This window comes from Ruegeria sp. BHSC037 (genome assembly GCF_059613045.1).
Genome location: NZ_JBXWRT010000014.1, coordinates 25,721 through 52,717, shown reverse-complemented (window position 1 = coordinate 52,717; position 26,997 = coordinate 25,721). Strand labels below are relative to the sequence as shown.

31 protein-coding genes and 1 pseudogene are annotated in these 26,997 nt (G+C 63.4%); 13 read left to right on the top strand and 19 right to left on the bottom strand.

The genetic code is table 11. The features are described from left to right. From AC2FMN_RS14190 to AC2FMN_RS14180, 3 genes are all read right to left on the bottom strand, one after another. Positions 1 to 1,320, bottom strand: coding sequence for a glutamine synthetase family protein (locus tag AC2FMN_RS14190; protein WP_496688902.1), 1,320 nt, complete (start codon positions 1,318 to 1,320; stop codon positions 1 to 3). Positions 1,321 to 1,390: 70 nt separating this feature from the next. After that, entirely contained in the window at positions 1,391 to 1,609 is a 219-nt protein-coding gene (locus AC2FMN_RS14185; RefSeq protein ID WP_496688900.1) for a GDCCVxC domain-containing (seleno)protein, read from the bottom strand. Positions 1,610 to 1,613: 4 nt separating this feature from the next. Then, entirely contained in the window at positions 1,614 to 1,946 is a 333-nt protein-coding gene (locus tag AC2FMN_RS14180) for a hypothetical protein (RefSeq protein ID WP_496688898.1), read from the bottom strand. Positions 1,947 to 2,034: 88 nt separating this feature from the next. Here AC2FMN_RS14180 and AC2FMN_RS14175 point away from each other — a divergent pair, with 88 nt between their 5' ends. Further along, positions 2,035 to 2,424, top strand: coding sequence for a MerR family DNA-binding protein (locus AC2FMN_RS14175; protein ID WP_496688896.1), 390 nt, complete (start codon positions 2,035 to 2,037; stop codon positions 2,422 to 2,424). An 11-nt stretch (positions 2,425 to 2,435) separates the two neighbouring features. On the opposite strand, the gene AC2FMN_RS14170 is transcribed toward AC2FMN_RS14175, so the two are convergent. From AC2FMN_RS14170 to secG, 10 genes are all read right to left on the bottom strand, one after another. Then, on the bottom strand, positions 2,436 to 3,242 hold the full coding sequence (locus AC2FMN_RS14170) for an ABC transporter permease (RefSeq protein WP_496680269.1): 807 nt from the start codon (positions 3,240 to 3,242) through the stop codon (positions 2,436 to 2,438). Further along, positions 3,239 to 4,126, bottom strand: coding sequence for an ABC transporter permease (locus tag AC2FMN_RS14165; RefSeq protein WP_480633320.1), 888 nt, complete (start codon positions 4,124 to 4,126; stop codon positions 3,239 to 3,241). The genes AC2FMN_RS14170 and AC2FMN_RS14165 overlap by 4 nt, the downstream gene beginning before the upstream one ends. A gap of 81 nt (positions 4,127 to 4,207) precedes the next feature. Further along, positions 4,208 to 4,957 carry a transporter substrate-binding domain-containing protein gene (locus AC2FMN_RS14160; RefSeq protein WP_496680270.1) on the bottom strand — a complete coding sequence of 250 codons (750 nt, stop codon included), beginning with the start codon at positions 4,955 to 4,957 and terminating at the stop codon, positions 4,208 to 4,210. Positions 4,958 to 4,989: 32 nt separating this feature from the next. Next, positions 4,990 to 5,766, bottom strand: coding sequence for an ABC transporter ATP-binding protein (locus tag AC2FMN_RS14155; protein WP_496680271.1), 777 nt, complete (start codon positions 5,764 to 5,766; stop codon positions 4,990 to 4,992). Positions 5,767 to 5,894: 128 nt separating this feature from the next. Beyond that, positions 5,895 to 6,638, bottom strand: coding sequence for a phosphate/phosphite/phosphonate ABC transporter substrate-binding protein (locus tag AC2FMN_RS14150; RefSeq protein ID WP_496689014.1), 744 nt, complete (start codon positions 6,636 to 6,638; stop codon positions 5,895 to 5,897). Between the two features lie 5 nt (positions 6,639 to 6,643). Next, positions 6,644 to 7,081 (bottom strand): tellurite resistance TerB family protein, encoded by a 438-nt coding sequence (locus AC2FMN_RS14145; protein WP_496688894.1) that lies wholly within the window; start codon positions 7,079 to 7,081, stop codon positions 6,644 to 6,646. 20 nt (positions 7,082 to 7,101) lie between these two features. Next, positions 7,102 to 7,551 (bottom strand): tellurite resistance TerB family protein, encoded by a 450-nt coding sequence (locus tag AC2FMN_RS14140; protein ID WP_496680273.1) that lies wholly within the window; start codon positions 7,549 to 7,551, stop codon positions 7,102 to 7,104. Positions 7,552 to 7,593: 42 nt separating this feature from the next. After that, positions 7,594 to 7,887, bottom strand: a complete 294-nt coding sequence (locus AC2FMN_RS14135; RefSeq protein WP_496680275.1) for a DUF1330 domain-containing protein — start codon at positions 7,885 to 7,887, stop codon at positions 7,594 to 7,596. Positions 7,888 to 7,965: 78 nt separating this feature from the next. After that, positions 7,966 to 9,609, bottom strand: coding sequence for a CTP synthase (gene pyrG, locus AC2FMN_RS14130; RefSeq protein ID WP_496680276.1), 1,644 nt, complete (start codon positions 9,607 to 9,609; stop codon positions 7,966 to 7,968). Between the two features lie 158 nt (positions 9,610 to 9,767). After that, on the bottom strand, positions 9,768 to 10,133 hold the full coding sequence (gene secG / locus AC2FMN_RS14125; protein WP_496680278.1) for a preprotein translocase subunit SecG: 366 nt from the start codon (positions 10,131 to 10,133) through the stop codon (positions 9,768 to 9,770). A 149-nt stretch (positions 10,134 to 10,282) separates the two neighbouring features. Between secG and nthA the strand changes: the two genes are divergently transcribed. The 5 genes from nthA (at position 10,283) to AC2FMN_RS14100 (ending at position 13,653) form a co-directional block, all read left to right on the top strand. After that, positions 10,283 to 10,897, top strand: coding sequence for a nitrile hydratase subunit alpha (gene nthA / locus AC2FMN_RS14120; RefSeq protein ID WP_496688892.1), 615 nt, complete (start codon positions 10,283 to 10,285; stop codon positions 10,895 to 10,897). Further along, a complete protein-coding gene (nthB, locus tag AC2FMN_RS14115) occupies positions 10,894 to 11,571 on the top strand; it encodes a nitrile hydratase subunit beta (RefSeq protein WP_496688890.1) in 678 nt (225 codons plus the stop codon). The genes nthA and nthB overlap by 4 nt, the downstream gene beginning before the upstream one ends. Further along, positions 11,568 to 11,903: a nitrile hydratase accessory protein gene (locus tag AC2FMN_RS14110; protein WP_496688889.1), complete on the top strand. Its 336-nt coding sequence runs from the start codon at positions 11,568 to 11,570 to the stop codon at positions 11,901 to 11,903. The genes nthB and AC2FMN_RS14110 overlap by 4 nt, the downstream gene beginning before the upstream one ends. Positions 11,904 to 12,115: 212 nt before the next feature. Further along, entirely contained in the window at positions 12,116 to 13,411 is a 1,296-nt protein-coding gene (locus AC2FMN_RS14105; RefSeq protein ID WP_496688887.1) for an adenylosuccinate synthase, read from the top strand. After that, positions 13,411 to 13,653, top strand: a complete 243-nt coding sequence (locus AC2FMN_RS14100; RefSeq protein ID WP_496688885.1) for a DUF2842 domain-containing protein — start codon at positions 13,411 to 13,413, stop codon at positions 13,651 to 13,653. The genes AC2FMN_RS14105 and AC2FMN_RS14100 overlap by 1 nt, the downstream gene beginning before the upstream one ends. Before the next feature lie 130 nt (positions 13,654 to 13,783). Here AC2FMN_RS14100 and AC2FMN_RS14095 read toward each other — a convergent pair whose 3' ends face one another. Continuing rightward, positions 13,784 to 15,502: a hypothetical protein gene (locus AC2FMN_RS14095; RefSeq protein ID WP_496688884.1), complete on the bottom strand. Its 1,719-nt coding sequence runs from the start codon at positions 15,500 to 15,502 to the stop codon at positions 13,784 to 13,786. 122 nt (positions 15,503 to 15,624) lie between these two features. Here AC2FMN_RS14095 and AC2FMN_RS14090 point away from each other — a divergent pair, with 122 nt between their 5' ends. Continuing rightward, positions 15,625 to 16,332, top strand: a complete 708-nt coding sequence (locus tag AC2FMN_RS14090; protein ID WP_496680288.1) for a thiamine diphosphokinase — start codon at positions 15,625 to 15,627, stop codon at positions 16,330 to 16,332. Here the strand turns inward: AC2FMN_RS14090 and AC2FMN_RS14085 are convergent. From AC2FMN_RS14085 to AC2FMN_RS14070, 4 genes and pseudogenes are all read right to left on the bottom strand, one after another. Then, complete coding sequence (locus AC2FMN_RS14085) at positions 16,277 to 17,191, bottom strand: DMT family transporter (protein WP_496688882.1); 915 nt, start codon at positions 17,189 to 17,191, stop codon at positions 16,277 to 16,279. The genes AC2FMN_RS14090 and AC2FMN_RS14085 overlap by 56 nt on opposite strands. Positions 17,192 to 17,240: 49 nt before the next feature. Next, positions 17,241 to 18,614 (bottom strand): L-serine ammonia-lyase, encoded by a 1,374-nt coding sequence (locus AC2FMN_RS14080; protein WP_496680292.1) that lies wholly within the window; start codon positions 18,612 to 18,614, stop codon positions 17,241 to 17,243. A gap of 74 nt (positions 18,615 to 18,688) precedes the next feature. Next, positions 18,689 to 18,901, bottom strand: a pseudogene (locus AC2FMN_RS14075) (thioredoxin domain-containing protein); the annotation flags it as partial. A gap of 80 nt (positions 18,902 to 18,981) precedes the next feature. Beyond that, positions 18,982 to 19,779 carry a methyltransferase domain-containing protein gene (locus AC2FMN_RS14070; RefSeq protein ID WP_496688880.1) on the bottom strand — a complete coding sequence of 266 codons (798 nt, stop codon included), beginning with the start codon at positions 19,777 to 19,779 and terminating at the stop codon, positions 18,982 to 18,984. A gap of 125 nt (positions 19,780 to 19,904) precedes the next feature. Here AC2FMN_RS14070 and rpiA point away from each other — a divergent pair, with 125 nt between their 5' ends. From rpiA to AC2FMN_RS14040, 6 genes are all read left to right on the top strand, one after another. After that, the gene (gene rpiA / locus AC2FMN_RS14065; RefSeq protein WP_496688878.1) at positions 19,905 to 20,690 is read left to right on the top strand and encodes a ribose-5-phosphate isomerase RpiA; all 786 of its coding nucleotides are present in this window, start codon (positions 19,905 to 19,907) and stop codon (positions 20,688 to 20,690) included. Between the two features lie 109 nt (positions 20,691 to 20,799). Continuing rightward, complete coding sequence (gor, locus tag AC2FMN_RS14060; protein WP_496688876.1) at positions 20,800 to 22,158, top strand: glutathione-disulfide reductase; 1,359 nt, start codon at positions 20,800 to 20,802, stop codon at positions 22,156 to 22,158. Positions 22,159 to 22,230: 72 nt separating this feature from the next. Beyond that, positions 22,231 to 23,379: an FtsH protease activity modulator HflK gene (gene hflK / locus AC2FMN_RS14055; RefSeq protein ID WP_496680296.1), complete on the top strand. Its 1,149-nt coding sequence runs from the start codon at positions 22,231 to 22,233 to the stop codon at positions 23,377 to 23,379. A gap of 3 nt (positions 23,380 to 23,382) precedes the next feature. Further along, on the top strand, positions 23,383 to 24,270 hold the full coding sequence (hflC, locus tag AC2FMN_RS14050) for a protease modulator HflC (RefSeq protein WP_496688874.1): 888 nt from the start codon (positions 23,383 to 23,385) through the stop codon (positions 24,268 to 24,270). After that, the gene (locus tag AC2FMN_RS14045) at positions 24,270 to 24,464 is read left to right on the top strand and encodes a DUF2065 domain-containing protein (protein WP_496680299.1); all 195 of its coding nucleotides are present in this window, start codon (positions 24,270 to 24,272) and stop codon (positions 24,462 to 24,464) included. Before hflC ends, AC2FMN_RS14045 begins: the two co-directional genes overlap by 1 nt. A gap of 172 nt (positions 24,465 to 24,636) precedes the next feature. After that, positions 24,637 to 26,085 carry a DegQ family serine endoprotease gene (locus AC2FMN_RS14040; protein WP_496689012.1) on the top strand — a complete coding sequence of 483 codons (1,449 nt, stop codon included), beginning with the start codon at positions 24,637 to 24,639 and terminating at the stop codon, positions 26,083 to 26,085. Between the two features lie 233 nt (positions 26,086 to 26,318). Here AC2FMN_RS14040 and AC2FMN_RS14035 read toward each other — a convergent pair whose 3' ends face one another. Continuing rightward, positions 26,319 to 26,987, bottom strand: coding sequence for a Crp/Fnr family transcriptional regulator (locus tag AC2FMN_RS14035; RefSeq protein ID WP_496688872.1), 669 nt, complete (start codon positions 26,985 to 26,987; stop codon positions 26,319 to 26,321). Positions 26,988 to 26,997 lie beyond the last annotated feature (10 nt).

Below are 26,997 nucleotides of genomic sequence, written 5' to 3'. Positions count from 1 at the left end.
TCAGACGGCCTCGAGATAACTGAGCCAGTGCTGATCTGCCGGGATCTGCTCGAAGCGCGCGATCTCCTGCCGCTTGGTCATGGCCATGTTGCGGATCAGAACAGTGGGAAAGATGCGCGCGACGATCGGGTCGGTCTCGAACGCAGTCACGGCCGTGTCCCAGTCAGCGGCCAATTGCGGCAGGCCGTCGATGTCGTAAGCGTTGCCGGTGATCGGGGCTGGGGGGTGCAGGCCGTCCTCGATGCCCACGAGGGCCGCGCCCAGAACCGCAGCCAGCATCAGATAGGGGTTGATGTCGCCGCCGGCCACGCGGTGCTCGATCCGGCGGGCGGCGGGCGCACCGCCCGGAATGCGGATCGCGGCGGTCCTGTTTTCATAGGCCCAGGCCGCGCCTGTGGGGGCATGGGCTCCGGGCACGAGCCGCGTGTAAGAATTGCCATGCGGAGCAAAAATCAGCGTGCTGCCGGGCATGGCGGCCAGACAGCCGGCGACGGCAGAGCGCAGGATTTCGGTTCCTTCACGCCCGCCATTGTCAAAGACGTTGCGGCCCTGGCCATCAAGCACCGAGAAGTGCACATGCATTCCGTTCCCCGCATCATCAGCATAGGGTTTGGCCATGAAGGTCGCGGTAAAGCCGTGCTTGCGAGCCAGCCCACGGGTCAATGCCTTGAAAAGCCACGTATCATCGGCGCAGCGCATGGCGTCCTGATGGTTCAGGTTGATCTCGAACTGGCCGATGCCGCTCTCGGAAATTGCCGTCTGGGCGGGGATCCCCATTTCGGCGCACCCGTCATAAAGCTCGGTGAAGAAGGCGTCGAAGGCGTCCATTTCGGCCATCGACAGCACCGCCTCGCCGCGCAGCCGACGGCCAGTGACCGGGTTATGTGGGGGCTTTGGATGCGCATCCGAGGAATCAAGCAGGGTGAATTCCAACTCGGTCGCGGCAACAACTTTCCACCCGCGCTGGGCATAGCGCGACAGGACCGCGGCCAGCGCATGGCGGGGATCGCCGGCAAACGGCGTGCCGTGATCGTCGTACAGACACATCGGCACCAGCGCCGTGGGTGTAGTCAGCCAGGGCATCGGCACCGGCCCGCGCTCGGTCGGGCGCAGCACGCCATCGGCGTCGCCGGTTTCAAACACCAGCGGGCTGCCCTCGATATCGGCGCCCCACAGATCGACGTTCAGCGCCGAAAACGGCATGCGCACCGCGCCGCTGCCCAGCTTGTCGGCGTAAGACGGGGGCACGCGTTTGCCGCGCATCTGGCCGTTCAGGTCACAGGCGGCAACGCGAAATGTGTGCAGGGCGGCAAGGTCCATCTGGGGCTCCGTAGCTGTGCTGCGGCAAACCTAGTCGAGCTTTCTGCCCTTGTCACGATATTTGATCAAATTATCCGCAGCAGCTGTCGCCTTGCTGAATGGGCGGGCAGGCCATGGTTCCGTACGAGCAGTAGACACAGCAATCGCCCGGCTTGGGTTTCAGCACCGTGTGACAGGCGCTGCATTCGTAGAACCACTGGCAGGCGTCGGTGGGCATGGTCTCGGTTTGCGAATGGCCGCAGGCGGGGCAGGTCAGGGTGCTTTCAAGCGTTACGGTCGTGTCTGTCATGGTCTCACATCTGTTGGATCAGAAATTCGTTGATGCGGGCCTCGTTGAACACGACGACCCAGGCGAGGGCGGTCATCGCGGTGCTGGCCGCCAAGCCCCATTCCAGATGGCGCACAGCATTGCGCCGACAGGCCACCAGCCACGCAGTCGCGATCAGTGCCGTCGAGGCCGCCTGAACATGGTAGCTGACCGCCATGATCTGGCCAAAGACGGCCAGCCAACTGCCGCCAAGGCCCAGCAACATCATCGTCATCGGCAGCATGCAGCACGCGCCCACACTAAGGGCCGACAGGGATCCGGCGAAGCTGAGGCCGAGAAATCCGCGCATCTTGTTCATCCGTTATTCAAGGCCTGCGGCATTGCCGCATCGCGTGGGCAGAGGTCTAAATCCTGTAGTCACTACAGGATCAAGCGAAAGAGGTCACATGATTGCGATCGGCGAAGCGGCCCGTCAAAGCGGCGTGGGGATTGAGAACATCCGGTATTACGAGCGCGAAGGCATCGTGCCGCGCCCGGCGCGGGCCACCAACAATCGGCGGCTGTATTCCGCGCAGGATGTGGGGCGGTTGCGGTTTCTGAAACGCTGCCGTGACCTGGGGGTTTCGCTGGGCGACGCAAAGGCCTTGCTGGACCTGCCCGAGGGCGGCGCGGCCGATTGCGCCGAGGTCAACGCATTGGCGCAACGTCACATGGAAAGCGTACGCCGCAAGATCGCCGAGTTGCAACGGTTGCAAGCCGCCCTGGACGAACTGACCGCCAATTGCGCCGAAGGGTCGGTGGACTGCCGGATGCTGGGCCAGTTGCGGATGGCCTGAACCCTGGCGCCTCAGCGCGCCAGGTTCAGGCGGAACCGCATCTTGGCCTTGCGCGCCACCGGCAGGTGCCGGTTCAGCCGCTTGTTGATCAGGCCGAACATGCCCACGATCACCAGCGTCAGCAGGATGAAGTAGAACGCCAGGATCGGGTAGGGGACGAACGGGTTGAACGTCTTGTCAGCGAAATAGCTGGCATAATACAGCGCATCCCCGCGTTGCTGCCAGGCCGGGAAGGCCGAGAAGAAGACCAGCGTTGTGGCATGGAACAGGAAAATCGCCTCGTTCGTGTAGGCGGGCCAGGCCAGCCGCAGCATGGTGGGCCACACGATCCGGCGAAAGCGCGACCAACCCGACATGCCATAGGCATCGGCGGCCTCGATATCACCCTTGGGAATCGACCGCAGCGCGCCATAGAAGATCTCGCCGGAATAGGCGGCGGTGTTCAGGAACAGCACGATCAGCGCCCCCAGCCAGGCCGAGGTGAAGGCGTCGAACATCGGGTAGGTCTTCTTGAGCGACAGGAACAGGAAGTAGGCAAAGAAGAACTGGATGAACAGCGGCGAACCGCGGAAGATGAAGATGAACCACTCGGACGGTTTTCGCAGCCACTTGCGGCTGGACGCCTTGCCCAGAGCCACGGCCGTGGCCAGGAAGAACCCGGTGGCCAGCGCCATCACGCCGAAATAGATGTTCCAGATCATCCCCGAACCGATCAGGGTGAACTGTTCGCATAGGGTGAAATCGCTGCGCGGCAGCAGGCGCTCGCCGATGCCGATCGAGCGCAGGCCGTAATCTTGGATGGTCTGCAGGCAGCTCATGCGGTGGTCTCCTTACGCAGCAGCTCTCCGCCCGAGGTCGCCTGGCCATGCGACAGGCGGCGCATCAGCCGTTCAAGGCCAATCTCGGAAACGCGGGTCATGCCAAGGTAAAAAACCAGCAGGAACAGGAAGTACCACATGCGCCAGTCGCCATGCGGATAGGCGGTGAATTTCGAGGTCTTGGTGCCGCCCAACTCGCGCGCCCAATAGACGATGTCCTCGACCCCCAGCAGGAACAGCAGGGGCGTGGCCTTGATCAGCACCATCCACAGGTTCGACAGGCCGGGCAGAGCATAGACCCACATCTGCGGCACGAGAATGCGCCAGAAGGTCTGGCGGCGGGTCATGCCATAGGCCTCGGCGGTTTCAAGCTGCGCCAGCGGCACGGCGCGCATGCCGCCGAACAGCACGTTGGCGGCGAAGGCGCCGAAAACGATCGAAAAGGTGATGACGGCCAGGAAAAAGCCGTAGGTTTCGTGCACCCATTCCGGTGCGGTGCCCAGCGGCAGCTTGGCGGCGGGGCAGACGAGGAAATCGTTGCCCTGACGGATCGGATCGGTCCAGTCGGGACACAGCACCTGGTGCCGCATCCATTCGAAACCCTGGTCCAGGGCGATCACGAAGAACAGGAAAAACGCAATGTCGGGCACCCCGCGCACGATGGCGATATAGCCCTTGCCCAGCCAGCCTAGCGGCGGGACATGCGACCGGGCCGCCATGGCCCCCGCAAAACCGAAGGCCAACGCCACCGGGGCCGTCACCGCCAGCAAGGCCAGAACCTTGATGAACGACAAGTAGAACGACCAGTGCACGCCGTTGGTCAGATAGCATGAAAACCAGCGGAAAGTGCCGAGCGTGTCGGGATCAGCGCAGTAGGAAAACATGAGGCGTCTTTCGAACGTCAGGCCCGGCGCGAGGCCGGGATTGGTTCGGCGCGCGTGGCGCCGAACCGTAGGACCGGATGCTTAGTTGGTGACGACCGAGCCGTCAGGTGCATAGGTGGCGGTATCCTCACCGAACCACTTTTTCAGCATCTCGTTCAGGGTGCCGTCCTGTTTCATCGAGGTAATCGCGGCATCGAATTTTTCACGCAGCTCCGTGTCGCTTTCGCGCAGACCCATACCGACGCCACCGCCCAGCGGAACTGGATCGCCGACAAAGACCAGTTCGCCATTCGATTCCTCGACAAGCGGCACCAGATAGTCGCGGTCGGCCAGAACGGCATCGGCTTCGCCGTTGCGCACGGCGGCGATGGTTTCCTCGGGCGTTGCGAATTCAACCAGGGTTGCGCCCGACTCGGCCACGTGGCCGGCCTGGATGGTCGCGGTCTGTGCAGCGACAACGCCACCGGTCACGTCAACATCCGCCGAGGTGGCCACATAGGCCGACGCGGTCGGCGGGTAGTAGTCCTGGGTGAAGTCGATGACCTCGTCACGCTCGGCCGTGATCGACATGCCGGCGATGATGGTGTCGTAGTTGCCCGACACCAGGTTCGGAATGATCGAATCCCAGTCGTTCTTGACCCATTCGCATTCCAGTTGGGCGCGTTTGCACAGCTCGTCGCCGACTTCACGCTCGAAGCCGTCGATCTCGCCGGCGTCGTTGATGAAGTTGTACGGAGGATAGGCGCCCTCGGTGCCCATGCGGACCGTGTCGGCCATGGCCATGCCGGCGCCAAGCGCCAGTGCCGCGGTGGTCAGAATCAGGTTTTTCATTGGTAACTCCCCTGTTTGGTTCTGTTCTGATGTTATGCCGCCATCGTGGCGGAGAGAAAGCCCCGAAGCCGTTCGGATTCGGGCGCGGAGAAGATATCTTCGGGCGAGCCTTCTTCTTCGATCAGGCCCTGGTGCAGAAACACCACGTGGCTCGAGATGTCGGCGGCCATCTGCATGTCATGGGTGACGATGATCATGGTGCGGCCTTCGGCGGCCAGATCCTTGATTACCTTGATCACTTCCTGTTCCAGCTCGGGATCCAGCGCCGAGGTCGGTTCGTCAAACAGAAGCGCCTCGGGCTCCATGCAGAGCGCGCGCGCGATGGCGGCGCGCTGTTGCTGGCCACCCGAGAGCTGCGCCGGATAGGCGTCGCATTTGTCGCCGATGCCAACCTTGTCCAGATATCTGCGGGCGCTGTCCTCGACCTCGTGCCGGTCACGGCCCAGCACGGTGATCGGGGCCTCCATCACGTTTTGCAGGATGGTCATGTGGGCCCAAAGGTTGAACTGCTGGAACACCATCGACAGGTTGGTGCGAATGCGCAGCACCTGCTTGGGATCGGCGGGGCGGCGATGGTCGCGGGTTCCTGTCCAGCGCACCGGCTCGCCCTTGAACAGGATCTCGCCTTCCTGGCTGTCTTCCAGCAGGTTGCAGCAGCGCAGCAGGGTGGATTTGCCCGACCCCGATGACCCGATCAGCGACACCACGTCGCCGCGATGGGCGGTGATGTCCACTCCTTTGAGGACTTCGAGATTGCCAAAGCTTTTGTGCAGGTTCCTGATCTCGATGACGGGAGTGCTGTCGGTCACGGGTCGTCCTGGTGTTGTTGAGTGCGTTGGTGCGGTACTAGGGCTGAAAAACCAGAGCAATGCAATGCGCAAATGACAAGTTCAAGACCTGAAATCTCCGATTCGGCCAAGGAAAGTGGTCAAATTGGTCAGCTTTCGGGCACCACCGCCGCGGGCGGTGGCGGGTTGGGAACGGCAAGGTAGAGATCGGGAGCAATGTCGATCAACCCGTGAATGTGCAGCGCCGCGCGATCGGCCGGGGAAAGGTCTGAGATCGCGGCGCGAACCGCGGCGGCGACCGCGGCCGGATCGCGCGTGATCGCGGTGATGTAGGGCAACGCCGGGGTGGGGCGCGTGGTTGCCACTTGGCGCAGGCGCTGGCCCAGATCGGTGTGCTCTTGCAGCAGCACCCATGTCAGCGCGTCCAGCGATGCAAAATCGGCATGTCCGTCGGCCACGGCCTGCGCTGACAGGGCGTGTCCACCGGTTTCCAGCAGGCGCGCCGGTGCAAGGCCCAGTTCGGACAGATGCGTGACCGGGGCGGCCCAGCCCGAATGGGACAGGGCCTCGTTATAGGCAAAGACGCAGGCGGCCAGTTCTGGCAGATCACGCGCATCATTGGCCCGGGCCACGAAAGCCGAACAATAATGCCCCGGTGGGCAACCCGGCAGGCCATAATCGGGGGTGCCAACCAGATGCACCTTGCCATGCAGTCGGGTGCGATAGGGCATGCCGCAGGTCTGGGCAAAGACTAGGTCAGGGTCCTGCCAGATTTCCCAGAAATCGCGATCACGGGTCAGTTGGCCCGGACCTTCGCCCAAATGCGCGCGAATCAGGCTCCAAAAGCGATCATTGACGGGCCGAAGGGCGGGCATGTCGTACATGCCCAGCATTGCGGTCACGATTTGGCGGCCTTCTGCCGGGCCCGTGCCGAATCCACGTCGCTGACGCCCAGAAGGCTGACCACCAGCCGCAAAAGCGAATCCTCATCCTGCGAGCGCTGACCGTCGGCCAGCGCCACCGACCACAGCGCCTGAACCACGCCGAGGCGGTGATCATAGGGCACCGCATCCTTGATGGCACGGGTGAAACGGACGGTGTCGGGGGCTTCTGCCTCGAGGTCCTCGGCCCGCGCACGCAGTCCTGCGGCCTCGAACGGCGACAGGTCATAGCGTTCAGCCAGGACCTTGTCGATGCGCGACATTTCGCTGTCGGCATAGTCATCGTCGGACCGGGCAAGGCGCACCAGCAGGGCGGCAAGCGCTAGCCGGGCGTCGTCATCGGTCAGTGGGTCGGGCTGCGGCTGGGTAAGCCGGGACAGGAAGGCATTGAACATGCCTCAGATATAGCGGCGGCTCAGTCTGCGTCCAACCGGCTTTGCACGCGTTCGCGCGCGGCCTGGCTGTCATTGTAGCTGAGCCCCATGGCGATGCGTGCCTCTTCCACAATCTTGATCTCGCCCTCGTCCGAGTTTCCGTCGGCCAGCACCACCTCCCACAGGGCCTCCATCGCGGCCAGCCGCTCCTGCAAGTCCGTCGTTTCGCGGATCAGCTTGCCGAACGTGTCGGTGTCGGGGGCTGCGGCGTGCAGCTTCTCGCAGGTGGCGCGGACCTGGGCGGCCTCGATCGCGTTGTGCTGGTACAGGCGTGCCAGGATGCGATCGATCAACCGGATCTCTTCCAGCTTGTAGTCGCGGTCGGCCTGAGCCACGCGCACCAGCAACGCGCCTAGAGCCAGTTCCGTGTCCGGATCGGGCAGGGTGGTCTGTTGCTGCGGGCGAAACGCCTGAAAGAACTTTTTCAACATTGGCGCAGACTATTCCGTATTTTGTGGTCCGCCAAGCCCGGGCTACCCGTCATAGCCTTCGATGACCACCAGATCGCCCAGCGAGACCGGATCGCGCAAGGCCTTGGCTTTCTGGTAACCCGCGCTTTCATAGCAGGCCAGCGCATCCTCGTAGCTTGGGAATTCGATCACCACGGTGCGGGCGCGGGCTGCACCTTCCTTGACCTGGCGCTGACCTCCGCGCACCAGAAACCGCGCGCCATAGGCGGCGAAGGGTTCGGCGTTTGCGGCGATGTAATTCCTGTAGGCCTCCATATCGTTCACGTCGACATGCGCCACCCAGTATCCTTTGGCCATGAAACTCCCCCCTGCGGTTCTTCCGGGTCAAATTGACCCGGAACGGAATGCAACGCAAGCCCAAGCCGAAGGGGCGCGTCAGACCAGGCGCGAGCTTTCCTTCGCAGCGCGCACGAAATCGCGGAACAGCGGGTGCGGGTCGAAGGGTTTGGACTTCAATTCTGGGTGATATTGCACGCCAATGAACCACGGGTGATCCGACCATTCGACGATTTCCGGCAGGCGCCCGTCGGGCGACATCCCCGAAAATTTCAAGCCCGCTTTCTCAAGCTGTTCGCGATACTTGGTGTCCACCTCATAGCGGTGGCGGTGGCGTTCCTCGATCTGGGTGGTGCCATAGACCTCGGCCACCTTGGAGCCTTCGGTCAGAACCGCATTGTAGGCGCCCAACCGCATAGTGCCGCCCTTGTCATCGCCAACCTTGCGTTCGATCTTGGCGTTACCCTGGATCCATTCCTTGAGGTGATAGACCACCGGTTCAAACCGTTTCTGGCCGGCCTCGTGGTCGAATTCCTCGGACCCCGCGCCGGAGATGCCGGCAACGTTGCGGGCGGCTTCGATCACGGCCATCTGCATACCCAAGCAGATGCCCAAATAGGGAACCTGATGTTCGCGGGCGTATTGCGCCGCCTTGATCTTGCCCTCGGTGCCACGCTCGCCGAATCCACCCGGCACCAGAATGGCGTGGAAGCCTTCCAGATGCGGACCGGGGTCCTCGGTGTCGAAGATCTCGGCATCGACCCATTCGACCTTGACCTTGACGCGGTTGGCCATGCCGCCGTGGGTCAGCGCTTCGGCAATCGATTTATAGGCGTCTTCCAGCTGGGTGTATTTGCCGACGATGGCCACCTTCACCTCGCCTTCGGCGTTGTGGATGCGGTCGCTGACGTCTTCCCATTTCGACAGGTCGGGCTTGGGGGCCGGGCTGATCTGGAAAGCGTCCAGCACCGCCTGATCCAGCCCTTCCTTGTGGTAGGCCAGCGGCGCGTCATAGATGGTCGAGAGATCCTGCGCGGCAATCACTGCATCGGGGCGGACGTTGCAGAACAGGGCCAGCTTTTCGCGCTCTTTCTGCGGGATCGGACCTTCGGAACGGCAGACCAGGATGTCGGGGGCCAGACCGATCGAGCGCAGTTCCTTGACCGAGTGCTGGGTGGGTTTGGTTTTCAGTTCTCCGCTGGCCTTGATGTAGGGCAGCAGGGTCAGGTGCATGAAAATGCACTGTCCGCGCGGCTTGTCCTGGCTGAACTGGCGGATCGCTTCAAAGAAGGGGAGGCCTTCGATGTCGCCGACAGTGCCGCCGATCTCGCACAGCATGAAATCGACCTCATCCTCGCCGATGGCGATGAAATCCTTGATCTCGTTGGTGACGTGCGGGATCACCTGGATGGTCTTGCCCAGATAGTCGCCGCGGCGCTCCTTCTCGAGCACGTTCATGTAGATGCGGCCCGAGGAAATGGAATCGGTCTTGCGTGCCGGAACGCCGGTGAAGCGTTCATAGTGACCCAGGTCCAGGTCGGTTTCGGCACCGTCATCGGTTACGAAGACCTCGCCATGTTCGAACGGCGACATGGTGCCGGGATCGACGTTTAGGTAGGGGTCGAGTTTGCGTAGACGCACCGAATATCCGCGTGCCTGCAGCAACGCGCCCAGTGCGGCCGAGGCCAGCCCCTTGCCCAGCGACGAAACAACACCACCAGTGATGAAAATAAAACGCGCCATGTTTTTCGGCTGCTCCCGTGAGACGTCATTACCAACTGCCCGGCGGCCTGAAAAACCGCAGCATCACGGGACTTCACATATAAAGGATTCGCGCCAAAAGCGCAAGAGAACCGCAAGATGCTGTTGCCGTTCTCTTTCAGATTTCTAGGTTTTGTGGATCAGTCGGCCTGCGGGATCAGCGGGGCATTGTCGCCCTGCGCCGGAGGCAGCAGATCTTCGGCCGGCGGAACCAACGGTGTGGTTTCTTCGGTTTCCACCGGAGCCGGAACGCCAAGACGATCGATGACCGACGTGCCAGCCGATTTCTGCGCCGCCAGAATCGTCAGCGTGATCGAGGTGACGATGAAACAGGCCGCAAGAATCCAGGTCAGTTTGCCCAGCGCCGTCGCGGCTGCGCGGCCGGTCATGGCGCCGCCGCCACCGCCGCCCATCCCCAAGCCGCCGCCCTCGGACCGCTGCATCAGGACAACGGCAATCAGGCCAAGGGCCAGAAGAAGGTGGATGATGAGAACGACGTTTTCCATGGTGGTCCTGTACGGCGTGGCGTGTATCGCCGGGTACTTAAGCAAGTTTGGGGGCGGGGGCAAGTCACGAGTTTCCCGCAGCCGGATCGATCCGCTATTTTGCATCGAAAGATGTGGACAGGACGCGGTGCATCGCGCAGGCTTTGGCCATGCCACATGACCACCCCGATCATCCGCACGCCCTGCTGCCGCCCGAACCCGCCCTGCGCGTGAAAGCGCTGGAAACGGTTCTCATCCGCAAGGGCCTGATCGACCCGGCGGCTCTGGATGAGATCATTGACATCTATCAAAACCGGATTGGTCCGCAGAATGGTGCGCGCGTTGTTGCAAAGGCATGGGCCGATCCAGAGTTCAAGTCCGGGCTGCTAAAGGATGCGACGCCGCTGATCGCCGAACTGGGCTATTACGGGCGGCAAGGAGAGCACATTGTGGTGGTCGAGAACACGCCGCAGCAGCACAACATGGTCGTCTGCACCCTGTGCAGCTGCTATCCGTGGCCGCTGCTGGGGATTCCGCCCACCTGGTACAAGTCAGACGCCTATCGCGCCCGCGCGGTGCGCGAGCCGCGAAAGGTTTTGGCAGAGTTCGGCGTAAATCTGCCGTCTGAGACGGCGGTACGCGTGTGGGATTCGACAGCCGAGATACGCTACCTCGTCCTTCCGATGAGGCCGCCGGGCACTGAGGGGATGAGCGAGGACGAGCTTACGGCGCTGGTGACCCGCGACAGCATGATCGGCACCGGGCTGCCCAAGGTGCCGGCATGACGCGCGCGCATGATATGGGTGGCCGGTTCGGGGATGGCCGGGTCCGGCCCGAGCCGCAGGAGGCCCCGGTTTTCGCCGAGGAGTGGCACGCCCGGGCGCTTGCCGTCACGCTGGCCGCGGGCGCGTTGGGGCAATGGAACATTGACACCGCGCGCCATGCGCGCGAGCGGTTGTCGCCGCAAGACTATGCGCGGTTTTCCTATTACGAAAAATGGATCTCGGCCCTGGCTGACCTGTTGGTCGAAACGGGTGTGCTCAGCCTGGACGAGCTGCGCGGGGTGGACACCAAGGTGGAACATCCGTTGGCGGTTCGGGCGCTGCAAGCCGGCGCCGTTGGAAAAGTTCTGGCCATGGGTGGTCCGGCCGACCGTCCTTCGAACGTCGAGGTCGAATTCAAGGTTGGTCAGGTGGTGCGTACGCGCCGACCGGCGGGGAACCGATTGGTCGATGGCGGTCATACCCGATTGCCGAAATATGCCGCCGGAGCGCAGGGGCGGATCTTGCGCGTTCACGGATCTCACGTGCTGCCGGATTCCAGCGCCCACGGACTGGGTGAAGCGCCTGAGCCGCTCTACGCCGTCGCGTTTCGGGCCTCGCAACTTTGGACGCATCCCGAAAGCCCACAGGACGAGGTCATCCTTGACCTTTGGCAAAGCTATCTAGAGCCGTCATGACCACATGCCCACCACCAATCCGACCTGACGTGGTGTTCGAGCAACCCTGGCACGCACAGTTGTTCGCCGCCACGGTTGCGCTGAACGAGGCGGGGAGGTTTTCCTGGGCTGAATGGACGAATGCCTTTTCGACCACTTTGACGCGGCACGGTGTCGCCCGCGAACTGGATGGCGGCAATGACTATTTCCTAGCTTGGCTAGAAACGCTCGAGACACTTTTGGTATCCTCAGGTGCCGCCGAGCGCAATGAACTTGATACTGTATTCGAGGCTTGGAGGGTTGCGTTTCTGAGCACTCCACACGGGCGCCCAGTTCGACTTACTCGCGAATAGGGGCTCTGCCCCCGCCGCCCGTTCCGGGCGACTCCCCCAGGATATTTATGGCCAGATGAAATTTGCGGCCAATGTTCATCCGGCCCAAAATATCCCCACCGGAGGCATCGCGCGCCAGCGCGATCGAACACTGCGTCGAAATACCGGTTTCCCTGCTGCCTGTGCCTCGTTATACGGGCCGAGTTTGGAAAATCAGCACAAAAGGACCGGATATGGCCAATGTTGTTGTTGTCGGCGCCCAATGGGGCGACGAAGGAAAAGGCAAGATCGTCGACTGGCTGAGCGAGCGGGCAGACGTGATCGCGCGTTTTCAGGGCGGGCACAACGCCGGGCATACGTTGGTTATCGACGGCAAGGTCTACAAGCTGCACGCCCTGCCGTCAGGAGTGGTGCGTGGCGGCAAGCTGAGTGTCATCGGCAACGGGGTCGTGCTGGATCCGTGGCACCTCTTGGAAGAGATAGAGACGATTCGCGGGCAGGGGGTCGAGATCACGCCCGAAACGTTGATGATTGCCGAGAATACACCCTTGATCCTGCCGATTCACGGAGAGTTGGACCGGGCGCGCGAAGAGGCCGCAAGCAAAGGGACCAAGATCGGCACGACTGGCCGTGGAATCGGGCCGGCCTATGAAGACAAGGTGGGGCGCCGCTCGGTGCGGGTGGCCGATCTTGCGGATGATGCGACACTGGAGACCCGGGTCGACCGGGCATTGCAGCATCATGACCCCCTCCGCAGGGGGTTGGGTATTGCTCCGGTCGATCGCGATGCCCTGATCGCTCAACTGAAGGATGTCGCGCAGCAGATTCTTCCGTTTGCCGCCCCGGTCTGGAAAGTGCTCAACGAAAAGCGCAAGGCGGGCAAGCGCATCCTGTTCGAGGGCGCACAAGGTGCGTTGCTGGACATTGATTTCGGTACCTACCCGTTCGTGACATCGTCAAACGTGATCGCCGGCCAGGCCGCGACGGGCGTAGGCATTGGACCCGGATCCATCGATTTCGTTCTGGGTATCGTCAAGGCCTATACGACCCGGGTGGGTGAAGGGCCTTTCCCGACCGAGTTGCATGACGCGGACGGGCAGCGCCTGGGTGAGCGCGGGCACGAGTTCGGGACCACCACTGGACGCAAGCGGCGTTGCGGTTGGTTCGACGCCTGTCTGGTGCGCCAGACCTGTGCAACCAGCGGGGTCAACGGTATTTCGCTGACCAAGCTGGACGTTCTGGATGGTTTTGACACGCTGAAGATCTGTGTTGGCTATGATTTGGATGGGCAGCGCTTGGACTATCTGCCCACGGCCGCCGAGCAGCAGGCGCGCTGCAAGCCGATCTATGAGGAGTTGCCGGGCTGGAGCGAGTCCACCGAAGGTGCGCGCAGTTGGGCGGATCTTCCGGCCAACGCGATCAAATACGTGCGTCGGGTCGAAGAACTGATCGAGTGCCCGGTGGCCTTGTTGTCCACCAGCCCGGAGCGGGACGACACCATCCTGGTGACCGACCCGTTTGCAGACTGATGCGCAGGCAACAAGAAACCGGTCTCAGCTACAAGGCGCGCAGGCGGTGGTCATTGGTGCTGCTGCTGGTGGGGCTGCCGCTCTACATCGTGGCCGTCGTTACCGTGTTGAACTGGCTGGACCGTCCTCCGATCTGGCTGGAACTTTTGGTTTATGTCGGGCTTGGGATCCTGTGGGCGCTTCCGTTCAAATTCGTGTTCAGGGGGGTGGGGCAGGCCGACCCCGACCAAGAGCAGGATTAAGTGCACCACTGGCCCTGATCAAAGCCGCGTGATCGGGGCGCGACCGGCTTCCCAAAAGAACCCATGTCAGCCGCACCAAAAAAGGCCGGAGAAATGTCTCCGGCCCGATTGGTCAGTTGTGGGGGTCTTGTCAGCCCGCGGCGCGTTTGTCCTCGGGCCGGAAGCCGATCTGGTTCGAGGCGGCAAAGCGCCCTCCGCCGGCTTTTTCGATTTTGCCGTCGCGCAGCAGCTGGCCGAACGACCGCAAGCTTTCCTCGCGGTTGAATTCGTCTTGTTTCAGGGCGCGAACCTTGTTCATCAACTGAGGGCGCGAGAACTGTTCCTGGCCCTCGATGAACGACAGGTAGGCGGCCGCGGCCTCGAGCAGTTCGGGCAGTGACTGTGCGCCCTGTTCTTGCGCGAACCGGGCAAACCCGCCTTCATCGGGTGACGAGTCCGCCGGTTCGGCGGTCACGCGGCGCGGGGTCACCGGGCCCGCCTCTGGGGCGTCCTTGTCGACCCGCTGCTCGGCCACCAGCTTGAGGGGGGCGGCCGTATCCGATTCCGGGCGCATGCTGGTTACTCGAATCTCGGGGCGGCGCGGGCTGACGACCGAGGCCAGATCGCCGCGGTATTTTTCGTCCTCGGAAGCCGCATTGTCACCGGTCGCCTCGCGCTCGGCTTCGGTGGCCGCGACAGCCGTGCGCAGGTGCGAATAGGTTTCTCGCGTGTCGGCAGTGGCCGGGTCACCCAGTTCGGCATCCGCCTTCTGCAGCAGGCGCAGAACATCCGTGTCCAGTTCGTCGTGGTCCGCGTGGTCGGCCGGCGCTTCCATTTCGGACTCGATCGCGGAAATTTCGCGCAGGATGTTTTCCTCGTCCTCGACCGTCAGGGTGCCGGTAGCCTCTTTGGTGTCATCCGAGTTTTCGTCTTCGCCCAGAATGTTGAGGATGTTGTCGACATCGGGCTGGGCGTCGTCCTCGATATCCTCGAACAGGGCTTCTTCGGCCGCTGCTTCCGGTTCGATCGGGGTGGAAGGCGCCGCGGGCGCCATCTCGTCAGACCCGTTGTCCTCGGTCTCTGCCGCCTCGGCCTGGGGCGTTTCAACGGACAAATCGTCGTCGGCATCTGTGTCTTGAAGGTCTTGAAGCGGCAGGTCGGGTTCCACGTCAGTCTGATCGACCAACTCAACGGAGGCACCGGTTTCTGCAGCGCTTTCCACATGGTCGTCCGGCTGGGCCATGATTGGTTCCGCACCGGCGGTGGACGGGGTGTCGGGCTGCCGGGGGCTGGCTGCCGCCGGATCCGAACCGGCCACCGTTTCCAGATCGTCCGGGGCCAAGGCGCCCGTTTCGAAAGCAGCCGAAATGGCGTCGACCTGGGGTTCGGTTGCAGCCAGAAAGCCGGTCTCATCTTCTTCTGCGTAATGCGTGGGGGGGTGGTCGCCGTGGGAAACCACCGCGCGGATACGCTGCAGTTTCGCGGCGATGCTGTCCGCAGCCGGGGGCGGCGCCGCAGGGCGCGCGGCTGGGTCTTGCGGGTCAGACAGGGGAGGGGTCATGGAGGGGGTCCGGGTGTCAGCAGTCATGGGGTGCGGTGCGGCCGAAGGGGGGCGATCCGAGGCGCGCAGCAGCAACCCGTTCTCGCCGGGGCGGGCCTCGACGTGGCGCGCGGTGTCTCGTTGCGCGATGCGGGCCAGCATCTCGGCGTCGGGTTGCGGAGGTTCAGAACCGAAATAGCGATCTTCTGCGGCGAGATCGCGGAAATATTCCGCAATCGCCTTCATCGTTTCGAAGGAATCGTCGAACCCTTCCAGCGTGCAGGAAAAAGTCCCGTAGGAAACGGTCAATACCTTGTTGTTCTGTACCATCAGACGCACGTCCTTTACACAATAACACAGCCAAACTCGCAACCGCGGCGCAGAATCGGCTCAAGCAACTGTTCTGATGAACCTATCATTTTGTGGTCTGAATGTGTCCAAAAGCGGGAAAAATGGTCAATCTTGGAAAAAACGGCGAAATTGTTCATTCTGATTGGCCAATCGGGCTGTTTGGTGGCGGAGAAATCGGCCCCGGCGATCTGGATCTGGCGCTGAGCCGCGTCAGGCTGGCCGTTGCTGCGGATGGGGGCGCGGCGGGTTTGATCGATTCGGGGCGCGTTCCGGATGCGGTGATCGGCGATTTCGACTCGCTTTCCAGCCGCCATCGTGCGCAGGTGCCGGCCGAGCGGCTGTTTCCGATCCGCGAACAGGACAGCACCGATTTCGACAAGGCCCTGCGCAATATTCGAGCACCGGTGGTGCTGGGTGTCGGATTCCTGGGCGGGCGGCTGGATCACCAGCTGGCGGTGTTCAATACCATGGTGCGTTGGCCGGATCGGCCCTGCATCCTTCTTGGGTCGCAAGAGGTGGTGTTCCACGCGCCGCCGCATGTCACCTTGCAGATCCCGCCAGGCGACACGGTGTCATTGTTTCCGTTCCGGCGGGTGACCGGGCGAAGCTTGGGGTTGGAATGGCCCATCGACGGATTGGTGCTGGAACCCGACGGGCGTGTGGGCACATCGAACCGGGCGCTGTCGGATGTCACGCTCACGGTGGACGGGCCGGGCTTGATCGTGATGGTGCCGCGCGGCGCGCTGGATCAGGTCATGCAGGCGTTTGCGTCCGGGCAGACAGGGCGGTGGCCCGCTCGCGCAGAATGACATAGAGGCCGGCACCCACGGTGATCGCGATCCCCAAGGCGGCAAGACCGTTGGGCAGGTCGCGGAAGATCAGCCAGCCGATCAACGTGGCGACGGGGATTTCCAGATACTGCATCGGGGCCAGCGTGGCCGACGGCGCATAGCGCAGCGACCACGTCATCAACAGGTGCGCGACCGTGCCCAATACCCCTATGGACAGCAGCAGACCGTAGGGGGCGTTGGCCGGCAGCGTCAGCGTCAGGGCAGGCAGGTCTGCGTATGCGCCGATCAGAAGGACCGGCAGCAGCAACAGCGTTGCCATCAGACCCGATACCGCTTGCAGGGCGATCGGATCGGTCTCTTTGGCGATCTGCCGTGTGACCAGCATGAACAGGGCGAAAACAACCGCAACTATCAACGGCAGCAGTGCGGGGGCGCCCACTTGGGCAAAGCTGGGCTGGATCACCAGCAGGGTGCCGGCAAAGCCGATGATGCAGGCGATCAGGCGGCGGGGGCCGACCTCTTCGCCCAGAACGTAGCGCCCCAGCAGCAGCATGATGAACGGCATGACGAAGGCGATGGCCACCGCATCGGCCAGCGGCAGGAATTGCAGCGCGCTGAACATCGCGCCGATGCCGATGATATGCAGCAGCGTGCGCAGCGCGGTCAGCCGCAGGACGCGCCCGCGCATCCGCCACGGCCGGCCGGTCAGTGCCACCAGAGGGATCAGGAGCGCAGCCTGCACCGCGAAACGCGCCAGGACCAGCAGGCCCAGCGGCATGGTCTCGCCCAACAGCTTGGCCAGCGCGTCGCCCAGCGGGGCCAGCACGCAGAAACCAAGCATCAGGAAGATGCCGAAGACGGGGCGATCCTGGGTCATGGCCCGCACGCTAGGTCAAGCGGCGGGCCGGTGAAAGGCCTAATGCGTCTCAGCAGTTCGGCACGTTGACGGCCAGACCGCCCAGCGAGGTTTCCTTGTACTTCTCGTGCATGTCATGGCCGGTCTGGCGCATGGTCTCGATCACCGCGTCCAGCGGCACGAAATGCTGCCCGTCCCCGCGCAGGGCCAGCGACGCCGCCGAAACCGCTTTGATCGCGCCCAGCCCGTTGCGCTCAATGCAGGGAACCTGCACCAGCCCGGCGACCGGGTCGCAGGTCATGCCCAGATGATGCTCCAGCGCGATCTCGGCGGCATTTTCCACCTGTTCGGGCGTGCCGCCCATCACTGCGCAGAGGCCCGCCGCGGCCATCGCGGCCGCGCTGCCCACTTCGGCCTGACACCCGGCCTCGGCGCCCGAGATCGAGGCGTTGTACTTCACCAGCCCGCCAATGGCGGCGGCGGTCAACAGGAAATCCTCGATATGGCTTTCCGATGCGCCGGGAACGTGGTCGAGGTAATAGCGCAGCACCGCCGGCAGCACGCCCGCCGCGCCGTTGGTGGGGGCGGTGACGACCTGACCGCCAGCAGCGTTTTCCTCGTTCACCGCCATCGCATAGACGCTCATCCAGTCGTTGATCGTGTGCGGCGCATTCAGGTTCATGCCCCGTTCGGCCATCAGCGCATCGTGGATCGCTTTGGCGCGGCGCCGTACCTTAAGGCCGCCGGGCAGGATGCCGTCGGTGCTCAGCCCGCGCTCGATGCAGGCGTTCATCACCTCCCACAGGCGGGCGGTGCCCTTGGCGAAACTGTCGGCGCAGCCGCGCGCGATCTCGTTGGCGCGTTTCATTTCGGCGATGGACTTGCCGCTTGCGCGGGCCATCTCCAGCATCTCGGCTGCGGTCTTGAACGGGTAGGGCACGGGGGGACCATCGTTGGTGTCCTTGCCTTCGGCCAGTTCCTCTTCGGTCAGGACAAAGCCGCCGCCGACCGAGTAATAGACCTGCCGCAGGATCACGTCGCCCTGCGCGTCGGTGGCCATCAGGATCATGCCGTTGGCGTGGCCCGGCAGCGCGTTGTCATAGTCAAAGATCAGGTCCGCCTTGGGGTCGAAGCGCAGCGTGGGCAGGCCCTCGGGCGAAACGCTGCGGGCGTCGGCGATGGCGGCCAGGGTCGCCTCGGCCTTGTCATGGTCATAGGTGTCGGGGGTGAACCCGGCCAGGCCCAGGATCGTGGCCCGGTCGGTGGCGTGGCCGACCCCGGTAAAGGCCAGCGATCCGTGCAGCGAGGCGCGCAGCCCCGCGAATTCGAACGGCGAGGCGCGCATCAGATCCAGGAACCGGGCGGCAGCCACCATGGGTCCCATCGTGTGGGACGAGGACGGGCCGATGCCCACTTTGAACATGTCGAAGACGGAAAGAAACATCAGGTGGCAGACCCTTCTGGAGGCTTTGCATAGGTGGGTGCGGTAAACGGTGCGGTGCCCAGCCCTTCGGCCGTGATCGCGGCGGTTCCAAAGATCGGGCACTGCGGGGTTCCCAGAACCCGTATCAGCCCGTTGGGATTGAGCGCGCGACAGGCGGCGCTGTCCTGCGCATTGTGGGCGCGGTCGACCAGTTCCGTGCGGTAGGGCAGGCCCATCTCTTCCAGCGCCAGCCGGATCACCAGCGCGGCGTTGTCGGGGGCGTAGTGCAGGGCATACCGTTCAGTCATGGAGCCAAAATATCCAGCCCGCCTGTTGCGCGAACATACGATTGCGACGTTTCCGATAGGAAACGCGTATTTCCGACACATCAAATCGTCAATGGCAAGGATCGGCTTTTGTGCGCCACCCAGACGAAATGGGTGATCGACATGAAAAACCGGCCCGCGTCGGCAAGGGCGTTTTGCTCATCGGCCCAGGCCGTTGCCTCGGCCTCGAGGATTTCGCCAGACTGGATGGCAAAGTCCTGCATCAGCCGAATCATCATCAGGGCCAGTCCATCGGGGCGCAGGGTGGTGTCGCAGAACGTCACCGGCCTCACGTGGTCCGGTTGAAATCCGCAATCCCGCAGGGCCGCAGGCAGCGCGGCGGGAACGCAGCGGTCGGCCAGGTGGGCGTCCCAAATTTCGCAGATGCGGCGCATGCGATCGGGGTGGTCGCTGTGCCATGTCAAACTGTCCCAGTGCGTGTCGCCGATCACCAGACGCCCGCCCGGACGCAGGACGCGGTTGAGTTCGCTCAGCGCAGGCGCCGGGTCGGCGAAATATTCGAACACCTGTACGGACACGGCCTTGTCGAAATGCTGGTTGGGGATCGGCATGTCAAAGGCCGAGCCCTCGACCAGGTCAACGTGATCAAACGCGCTGCATCGGCTGCGCGCGGCGGCCAGCATGTCCGGGCTGGTGTCGAGGCCGGTAACCTGCCCCTGTGGCCCCACCGCACGGGCCAGTTCGGCGGTCAGCAGGCCGGTACCGCAGCCAAGATCCAGGATCGCCTCACCCGGGGCGGGGGCGAGGGAGTCGAAATTGGCGCGACGGCGGCGCGAGACATCCGCGCCCTGATAGGCCAGGTCCAGCAGTTGCGCCGTGGATTTTCCGAATTTCAGCATGGTGCCCCCTTCGGACCATCGTAACCGAAATTCTTGTGCAGACGAAGGAAACCGCGCCCTCCCCCCTCGCACCCGCAGCAGGGATTGCCTATAAGGGGTCGAATTTTGAACTTTGCGAGGTTGCAATGACCCAGAAACTGTCACCGATCGACACTGCCAAGCGCGTCGCCGCCTATCGGGCGGCCGAGATGGTCGAGGACGGAATGCGCGTAGGGCTGGGCACCGGGTCGACGGCGGCCTGGCTGGTGCGCCGACTGGGTGAGCGCGTGCAGAACGAGGGCCTGAAGATCAAGGGCGTTCCGACCTCGACCGCAACGGCGCAGCTGGCGCGCGAGGTGGGCATCGAGGTGGTATCGCTGGATCAGGCCGGGTGGCTGGACCTGACCATCGACGGGGCCGACGAATTCGACGGCGAGTTGAACCTGATCAAGGGCGGCGGCGCGGCCTTGCTGCAGGAAAAGATCGTGGCCACGGCCAGCGACCTGATGGTGGTGATCGCGGATGCCGGCAAAGAGGTCGAGACTCTGGGTGCCTTTCCCCTGCCAATCGAGGTGATTCCCTTTGGCTGGCAGACCACGCGGACTCTGGTCGAGGAACTGCTGGATTCGATGGACGTTCTGGGCACGTCGGCTACGTTGCGGATGAACGGCGAGGCCCCGACCGTCACCGACGAGGGCAACCACATCCTGGACCTGCACCTGCAGCGTATCGGCAACCCGCGGCAATTGGCGCTGGCCCTGAACCAGATCCCCGGCGTGGTGGAAAACGGGTTGTTCATCGACATCTGCGACAAGGTGGTGATCGGGTTCGGCGATGGCCGGGTCGAGCTGCGCGACATCAACGAAGGCACGATCCAGCTGGATCGTCTTGGCGAGGGCGACGACAACCTGTTCTCGGACCTGGCCGACTGACCGGGGCGTTCACGCGCCCGTGTGGTATCAATGCCCGGGGCTTGGCAGGTTGTGCTGCGCCCCCACATATCCAAGACACTTCGAGGCAGGCTGACAGAAGGAACGCGGCATGAGCTTTGACTATGATCTATTCGTCATCGGCGGCGGCTCGGGCGGGGTCCGCGCGGCGCGGGTGGCGGCGGGTGAAACCGGCGCCAAGGTCGCGCTGGCCGAAGAGGACCGGTATGGCGGAACCTGCGTGATCCGGGGCTGTGTGCCCAAAAAACTGATGGTGTTCGCCAGCGAATATTCGGGCATGGTTGAAGACGCTCGCGCCTATGGCTGGGACATCCAGCCGGGCGCTTTCGACTGGCAGCAGTTCCGCAGCAAGCTGCATGCCGAGCTGGACCGGCTTGAGGGGATCTATCGCAATATCCTCAAGAACAACGGCGTCGAAACCTTTGACCAGCGCGCGAAACTGGTCGATCCGCACACGGTCGAACTGGCCGATGGCACCCGCAAGACCGCCAAGCACATCCTGATCGCAACCGGCGGCCGCCCCGTGGTGCCCGAGTTTCCGGGTTCGGAACTGGCGATTACCTCGAACGAGATTTTCCATCTGGATAAGCTGCCCGAGACCATGCTGATCGTCGGCGGCGGCTATATCGCCTGCGAGTTCGCCGGGATCATGAACGGCCTGGGCGTTAAGACCACGCAATTCTATCGCGGGGCGCAGATCCTGCGCGGGTTCGATGACGAGGCGCGCGGGCTGATCTGCGAAGAGATGTGCCAGAACGGTGTCGACGTGCATCTGGGCACCAATGTGCTCGAGATGAAAAAGCAGGGCGACAAGATTTGGGTCAAGGCGACCAACGGGTCGGAACTGCTGTTCGACGTGGTCATGTTCGCCACGGGCCGGGCGCCCAATGCCGACGATCTGGGACTGGAAGGTCTGGGCGTCGAACGTGGCCGCAAGGGCGAGATCATCGTGGACGAATACAGCCAAACGGCGGTGCCCTCGATCTTTGCCATCGGTGACGTGACCGACCGGGTGAACCTGACGCCGGTCGCGATCCGCGAAGGGATGGCCTTTGTCGAGACCGTGTTCAAGGGCAACCCCACCCCGGTGGATCATGAACTGATCCCGACCGCAATCTTCACCCAGCCCGAGATGGGCACCGTGGGGCTGAGCGAGGAGGCCGCCGCTGAGCAGGAGCCGATCGAGGTCTATGCGACCTCGTTCAAACCGATGCAGAAGGCGTTCGCAGGCAGCACGCAACGGGTGTTGATGAAGCTAATCGTAAGTCAGGCCACCCGCAAGGTGCTGGGGTGTCACATCGTCGCCCCCGGCGCGGGCGAGATGATCCAGTTGGCTGGCATCGCGGTCAAGATGGGGGCGACAAAAGAAGATTTCGATCGCACGGTTGCGGTTCATCCAGTAATGGCTGAAGAACTGGTAACCATGCGGCAACCCGTGCGTACCGCTTGATTTGCAAGCGCGCGCACACAGGTTACAAGTGATCCCGTGAGCTCACGGGCCAAAACAAGGGAAATGAAACACATGGCGGGCAACAGCGGAGGCCCCTGGGGGGGCGGAGGCTCATCCGGTGGCGGAGGAAACCGGGGAAACAATGGCGGCGGGCGACGTCCGCCCGAAGGCGACGGGCCGCAGATCCCCGAAATCGATGAATTGATGAAAAAGGGCCAGGAGCAGCTGCGCGTGCTGATGGGCGGGCGCGGCGGCGGTGGTCGCGGCAGCAACGGGTCCGGCCAGGGAGGCGGTGGCGGCCCGGCGATCACCAAGGGCACGATCCTGCTGGGTGGGGTTGCCGCCCTGGTTCTGTGGGGCTTTGCCAGCGCCTATACGGTCAAGCCCGAAGAACAGTCGGTTGAACTGCTGTTCGGCCGCTTTTCCGGGATCGGCACCGAAGGTCTGAACTTTGCCCCCTGGCCCGTGGTCACGGCCGAAGTCATCCCGGTGAAGGTCGAACAGACCGAGACCATCGGCTCGGGCGGTCGCGGCACCGATGCAGGGCTGATGCTGACCGGCGACGAGAACATCGTCGACATCGATTTCCAGGTGGTCTGGAACATCTCGAACCCGGCGGACTTCCTGTTCAACCTCCGCGATCCGCGCGAAACCATCCGTGCGGTGTCTGAATCGGCCATGCGCGAGATCATCGCGCAGTCGGACTTGGCGCCGATCCTGAACCGCGACCGTGCGGTAATCGCCGAGCGGCTCGAGGAGCTGATCCAGTCAACGCTGGACAGCTACAATTCGGGCATCAACATCGTCCGTGTGAACTTCGACGGGGCCGACCCGCCAGAGCCAGTCAAGGACGCCTTCCGCGAGGTCCAGTCGGCCGGACAGGAACGGGACCGGCTCGAGAAGCAAGCCGATGCCTATGCCAACCGGGTTCTGGCCGGTGCGCGCGGTGAAGCCGCGCAGGTGCTGGAAGAGGCCGAGGCCTATCGCGCCCAGGTCGTGAACGAAGCCCAGGGTGAGGCCAGCCGATTCAGCGCGGTTCTGGAAGAATATTCCAAGGCGCCGGACGTGACTCGCAAACGTCTGTACCTGGAACGGATGGAGCAGGTTCTGGGCGACGTGGACAAGATCATCCTGGACGAAAGCGCGACCGGACAGGGGCAGGGCGTCGTGCCCTATCTGCCGCTGAACGAACTGCGCCGCAATTCGGGCGAGGGGAATTAAGACATGCGTAAATCATCCTTTCTCCTGCCGGCCATTTTCGTGGTTCTGGTGATCGCCCTGTCGGCGATCTTCATTGTGGACGAGCGCGAAAAGGCGCTGGTTCTGCAATTCGGCCGGGTGGTCGACGTCAAGGAAGAGCCGGGCCTGGCCTTTAAGATTCCGATCATCCAGGAGGTCGTGCGCTATGACGACCGTATCCTCAGCCGCGAGGTCGGGCCGCTGGAAGTCACGCCGCTGGATGACCGCCGCTTGGTGGTCGACGCCTTCGCGCGCTATCGGATCGCCGATGTGCGCCAGTTCCGCGAGGCCGTGGGTGCCGGTGGCATCGACACTGCCGAGCAGCGTCTGGACTCGATCCTGCGCGCCAAGACGCGCGAGGTTCTGGGCTCGGTCAGCTCGAATGACATCCTCAGCTCGGACCGGGCAGCGCTGATGCTGCGCATCCGCAACGGCGCGATCGCCGAGGCCCGCGATCTGGGCCTCGAGGTGATCGACGTGCGCCTGAAACGCACCGACCTGCCGCAGGCCAACCTCGAGGCGACCTTCGCCCGGATGCGCGCCGAGCGGGAACGCGAGGCGGCCGACGAAGTGGCCCGTGGTGAGGAAGCCGCACAGCGGATCCGCGCTCAGGCCGATCGGACCGTGGTCGAATTGGTGTCAGAAGCACGCCGCGAGGCCGAGATCGTCCGCGGTGAGGCCGATGCGCAGCGCAACGCGATTTTTGCCGAAGCTTATGGCAAGGACCCGGAGTTCTTCGAGTTCTACCGGTCGTTGACGGCTTACGAGAACGCCTTGAAGGGGGGCAACAGCTCGTTGGTTCTCAGCCCGGAATCCGAGTTCTTCAACTATCTCGGATCGCCGACCGGGCGCCGTGGAGCGGCGGCCGAGTGATGGGCATGGTCTTGCTGGCCTTCGGGCTGGTGTTGATTGTCGAGGGGCTGGCCTATGCGCTGGCCCCTTCGCTTGTGGTGCGAATGCTCGAAGCGCTGCGCAGCCTGCCCGAACCGGCGCGGCGGCTGGTAGGGTTGCTGTGCGTGGTCAGCGGTTTCATTCTGCTCTGGGCCGCGTATCAGGCGGGGTTTTGACCCGCCGCGGTCACGCGCAGGTGAATTCCTGTGCTTACCGAGTTGCGGGGCGGTGCAAACTGACTACATTGTTTGCAAACAGGGCGCGCCAAGGCGGTCCTAATGGCGATTGTCGACAAGGAGAGACCAAGTGCAGGCATTAGCACGCAGTGTGGCCGTCCGCCGGGACGATATGGTAACGATGATGCGGTTGATGTGGCTGTCTTTTGCCACCGCGATCCTGGTGCTGGCCCAGACCGTGGCCGCGCAGGCCCGGCCCGAAAGCCTGGCGCCTCTGGTCGACAGGATCAGCCCCGCGGTGGTCAACATCACCACCACAACCCTGATCGAGGGGCAGGCCGGTCCGCGCGGCATCGTACCCGAAGGCTCTCCGTTCGAGGATTTCTTTCGCGAATTCCAGGACCGCAATGGCGGCGAGGAAAACCGTCCCCGCCGCAGCAACGCGCTGGGATCGGGCTTTGTGATTTCCGAGGATGGATTTATCGTCACCAACAACCACGTCATCGCCGAGGCCGATGAAATCCTGATCGAATTCTTCCCGGGTGACGGACAGCCAAAGAAAGAGCTGCCGGCCAAGGTGATCGGCACCGACGAAAAAACCGATATCGCTGTGCTCAAGGTCGAGGCTTCGGGGCCGCTGAAGTACGTCACCTTCGGTGACAGCGATACGGCACGTGTCGGCGATTGGGTCATCGCGATGGGAAACCCGCTGGGGCAGGGATTTTCGGTCTCGGCCGGTATCGTGTCAGCGCGCAACCGTGAACTCAGCGGCAGCTATGACGACTACATCCAGACCGATGCGGCGATCAACCGAGGCAACTCGGGCGGGCCGCTGTTCAACATGGACGGTCAGGTGATCGGCGTGAACACCGCGATCCTCTCGCCCAATGGCGGCTCGATCGGCATCGGGTTTTCGATGGCATCGAACGTCGTGGTCAAGGTGGTCGACCAACTGCGCGAGTTCGGCGAAACCCGTCGCGGTTGGCTGGGTGTGCGCATCCAGGACGTGACCGAGGACATGGCCGAGGCGATGGGGCTGGACAAGCCCGGCGGGGCGCTGATCAGCGATGTGCCGGACGGCCCCGCGAAAGAGGCGGGCCTGCTACCGGGTGACGTGATCCTGAGCTTTGACGGGGTCGAAGTGCAGGATACGCGCGCATTGGTGCGCCAGGTCGGCGAAACCCCGGTCGGCAAGGCGGTGCGCGTCGTGGTGATGCGCGACGGGGCGACCAAGACCGTGGTGGTCACGCTGGGCCGCCGCGAAGACGCCGAGCGGGCCGAACAGGGCGTAGCTGAAGATTCTCAGGCGCCGGTCGAGGAGGACGCCACTGTTCTGGGCTTGACGATCGCACCGCTTACGGATGCGCTGCGCGAGGATCTGGGGCTGGATGCGGGTGGCGAGGGCCTTGTGGTCATGGATGTCGACGAGGCGTCCGAGGCCTTTGACAAGGGCCTGCGGGCCGGTGACATCATCACCGAGGCGGGCCAGCAGAAGGTCAGCACCATTGCCGAGTTCGAGGCCCGCATGGACGAGGCCCGCGAGGCCGGGCGCAAGTCGCTGTTGCTGCTGGTACGGCGCGGCGGCGACCCACGGTTCGTGGCGCTGAGCCTCGAGGAGTAGGCGCTCCAAGAAAGGACGGTATGGCCGGGGCTTCACGCTCCGGCCATTTTTTATCGGTCCCGAACGCAAAAGAGCCACATGCCGGGGAGGCACATGGCTCTGGTGCAGGGAGAGGCCAGTGGACAGATATCGGGGATGATACGCTGGCCCCCTACGGTAACGTCTATCGGTGTAATCTATTGTCCGTGCTCTGTATGTGAAGCGGATCACATCGGCCGTGGTTTTCCGAAACCTCAGATCAGATCGGATTCCGCAAGCTGGCGCAGGGCATCGAAATCATGAATTTGTACCCCCCCGCGCGTTGCTTCGACCACTTTGCTGCGTTTCCAGGTGGCGATGGTCTTGGACACGGCCTCGCGTGTGGCACCGACGAATTCGGCCAGTTCGCTCTGCGACAGGGCAATTCGGGCGCTGGGTACCTCTTGCTGGTTTGCAAGGTGCAACAGCTTGCGCGCAAGGCGCACGGGCATGGGCAGGAAGACCTGCTCATTCAACTGTACCCCCATCCAGCGCATTCGCAGCCCGGCCAGCCGGATCATATCCACCGCAAGGTCCGGGTGTGCACGGATCTGGTTCATCACGTCTTTGCGGCGCACGCGCAGCACCCGCGACGGCTCGGCCGCCGTGATGGTGGCGGTGCGGGGGCCGCTGTCGAACAGGGCAATCTCGCCAAACACCTCGCCCGGCCGCATCAGGCTGAGCGCCAGCTTGCGCCCGCTCATGGCCAGGAAGGAAACCTCGAGCATGCCTTCCATCAGGGCATAGAGCGCATCGCCCTCGTCGCCCTGTTCAAACAGAACCTCTCCCTGCGACAGGAATACGGGGGTTGCCAGGCTGGACAGCATGACGCGCAACCGTTCGGACGCTTCGGAAAGAAACCCGCTGTTGGGAAATGCTGTCATGGACGACACG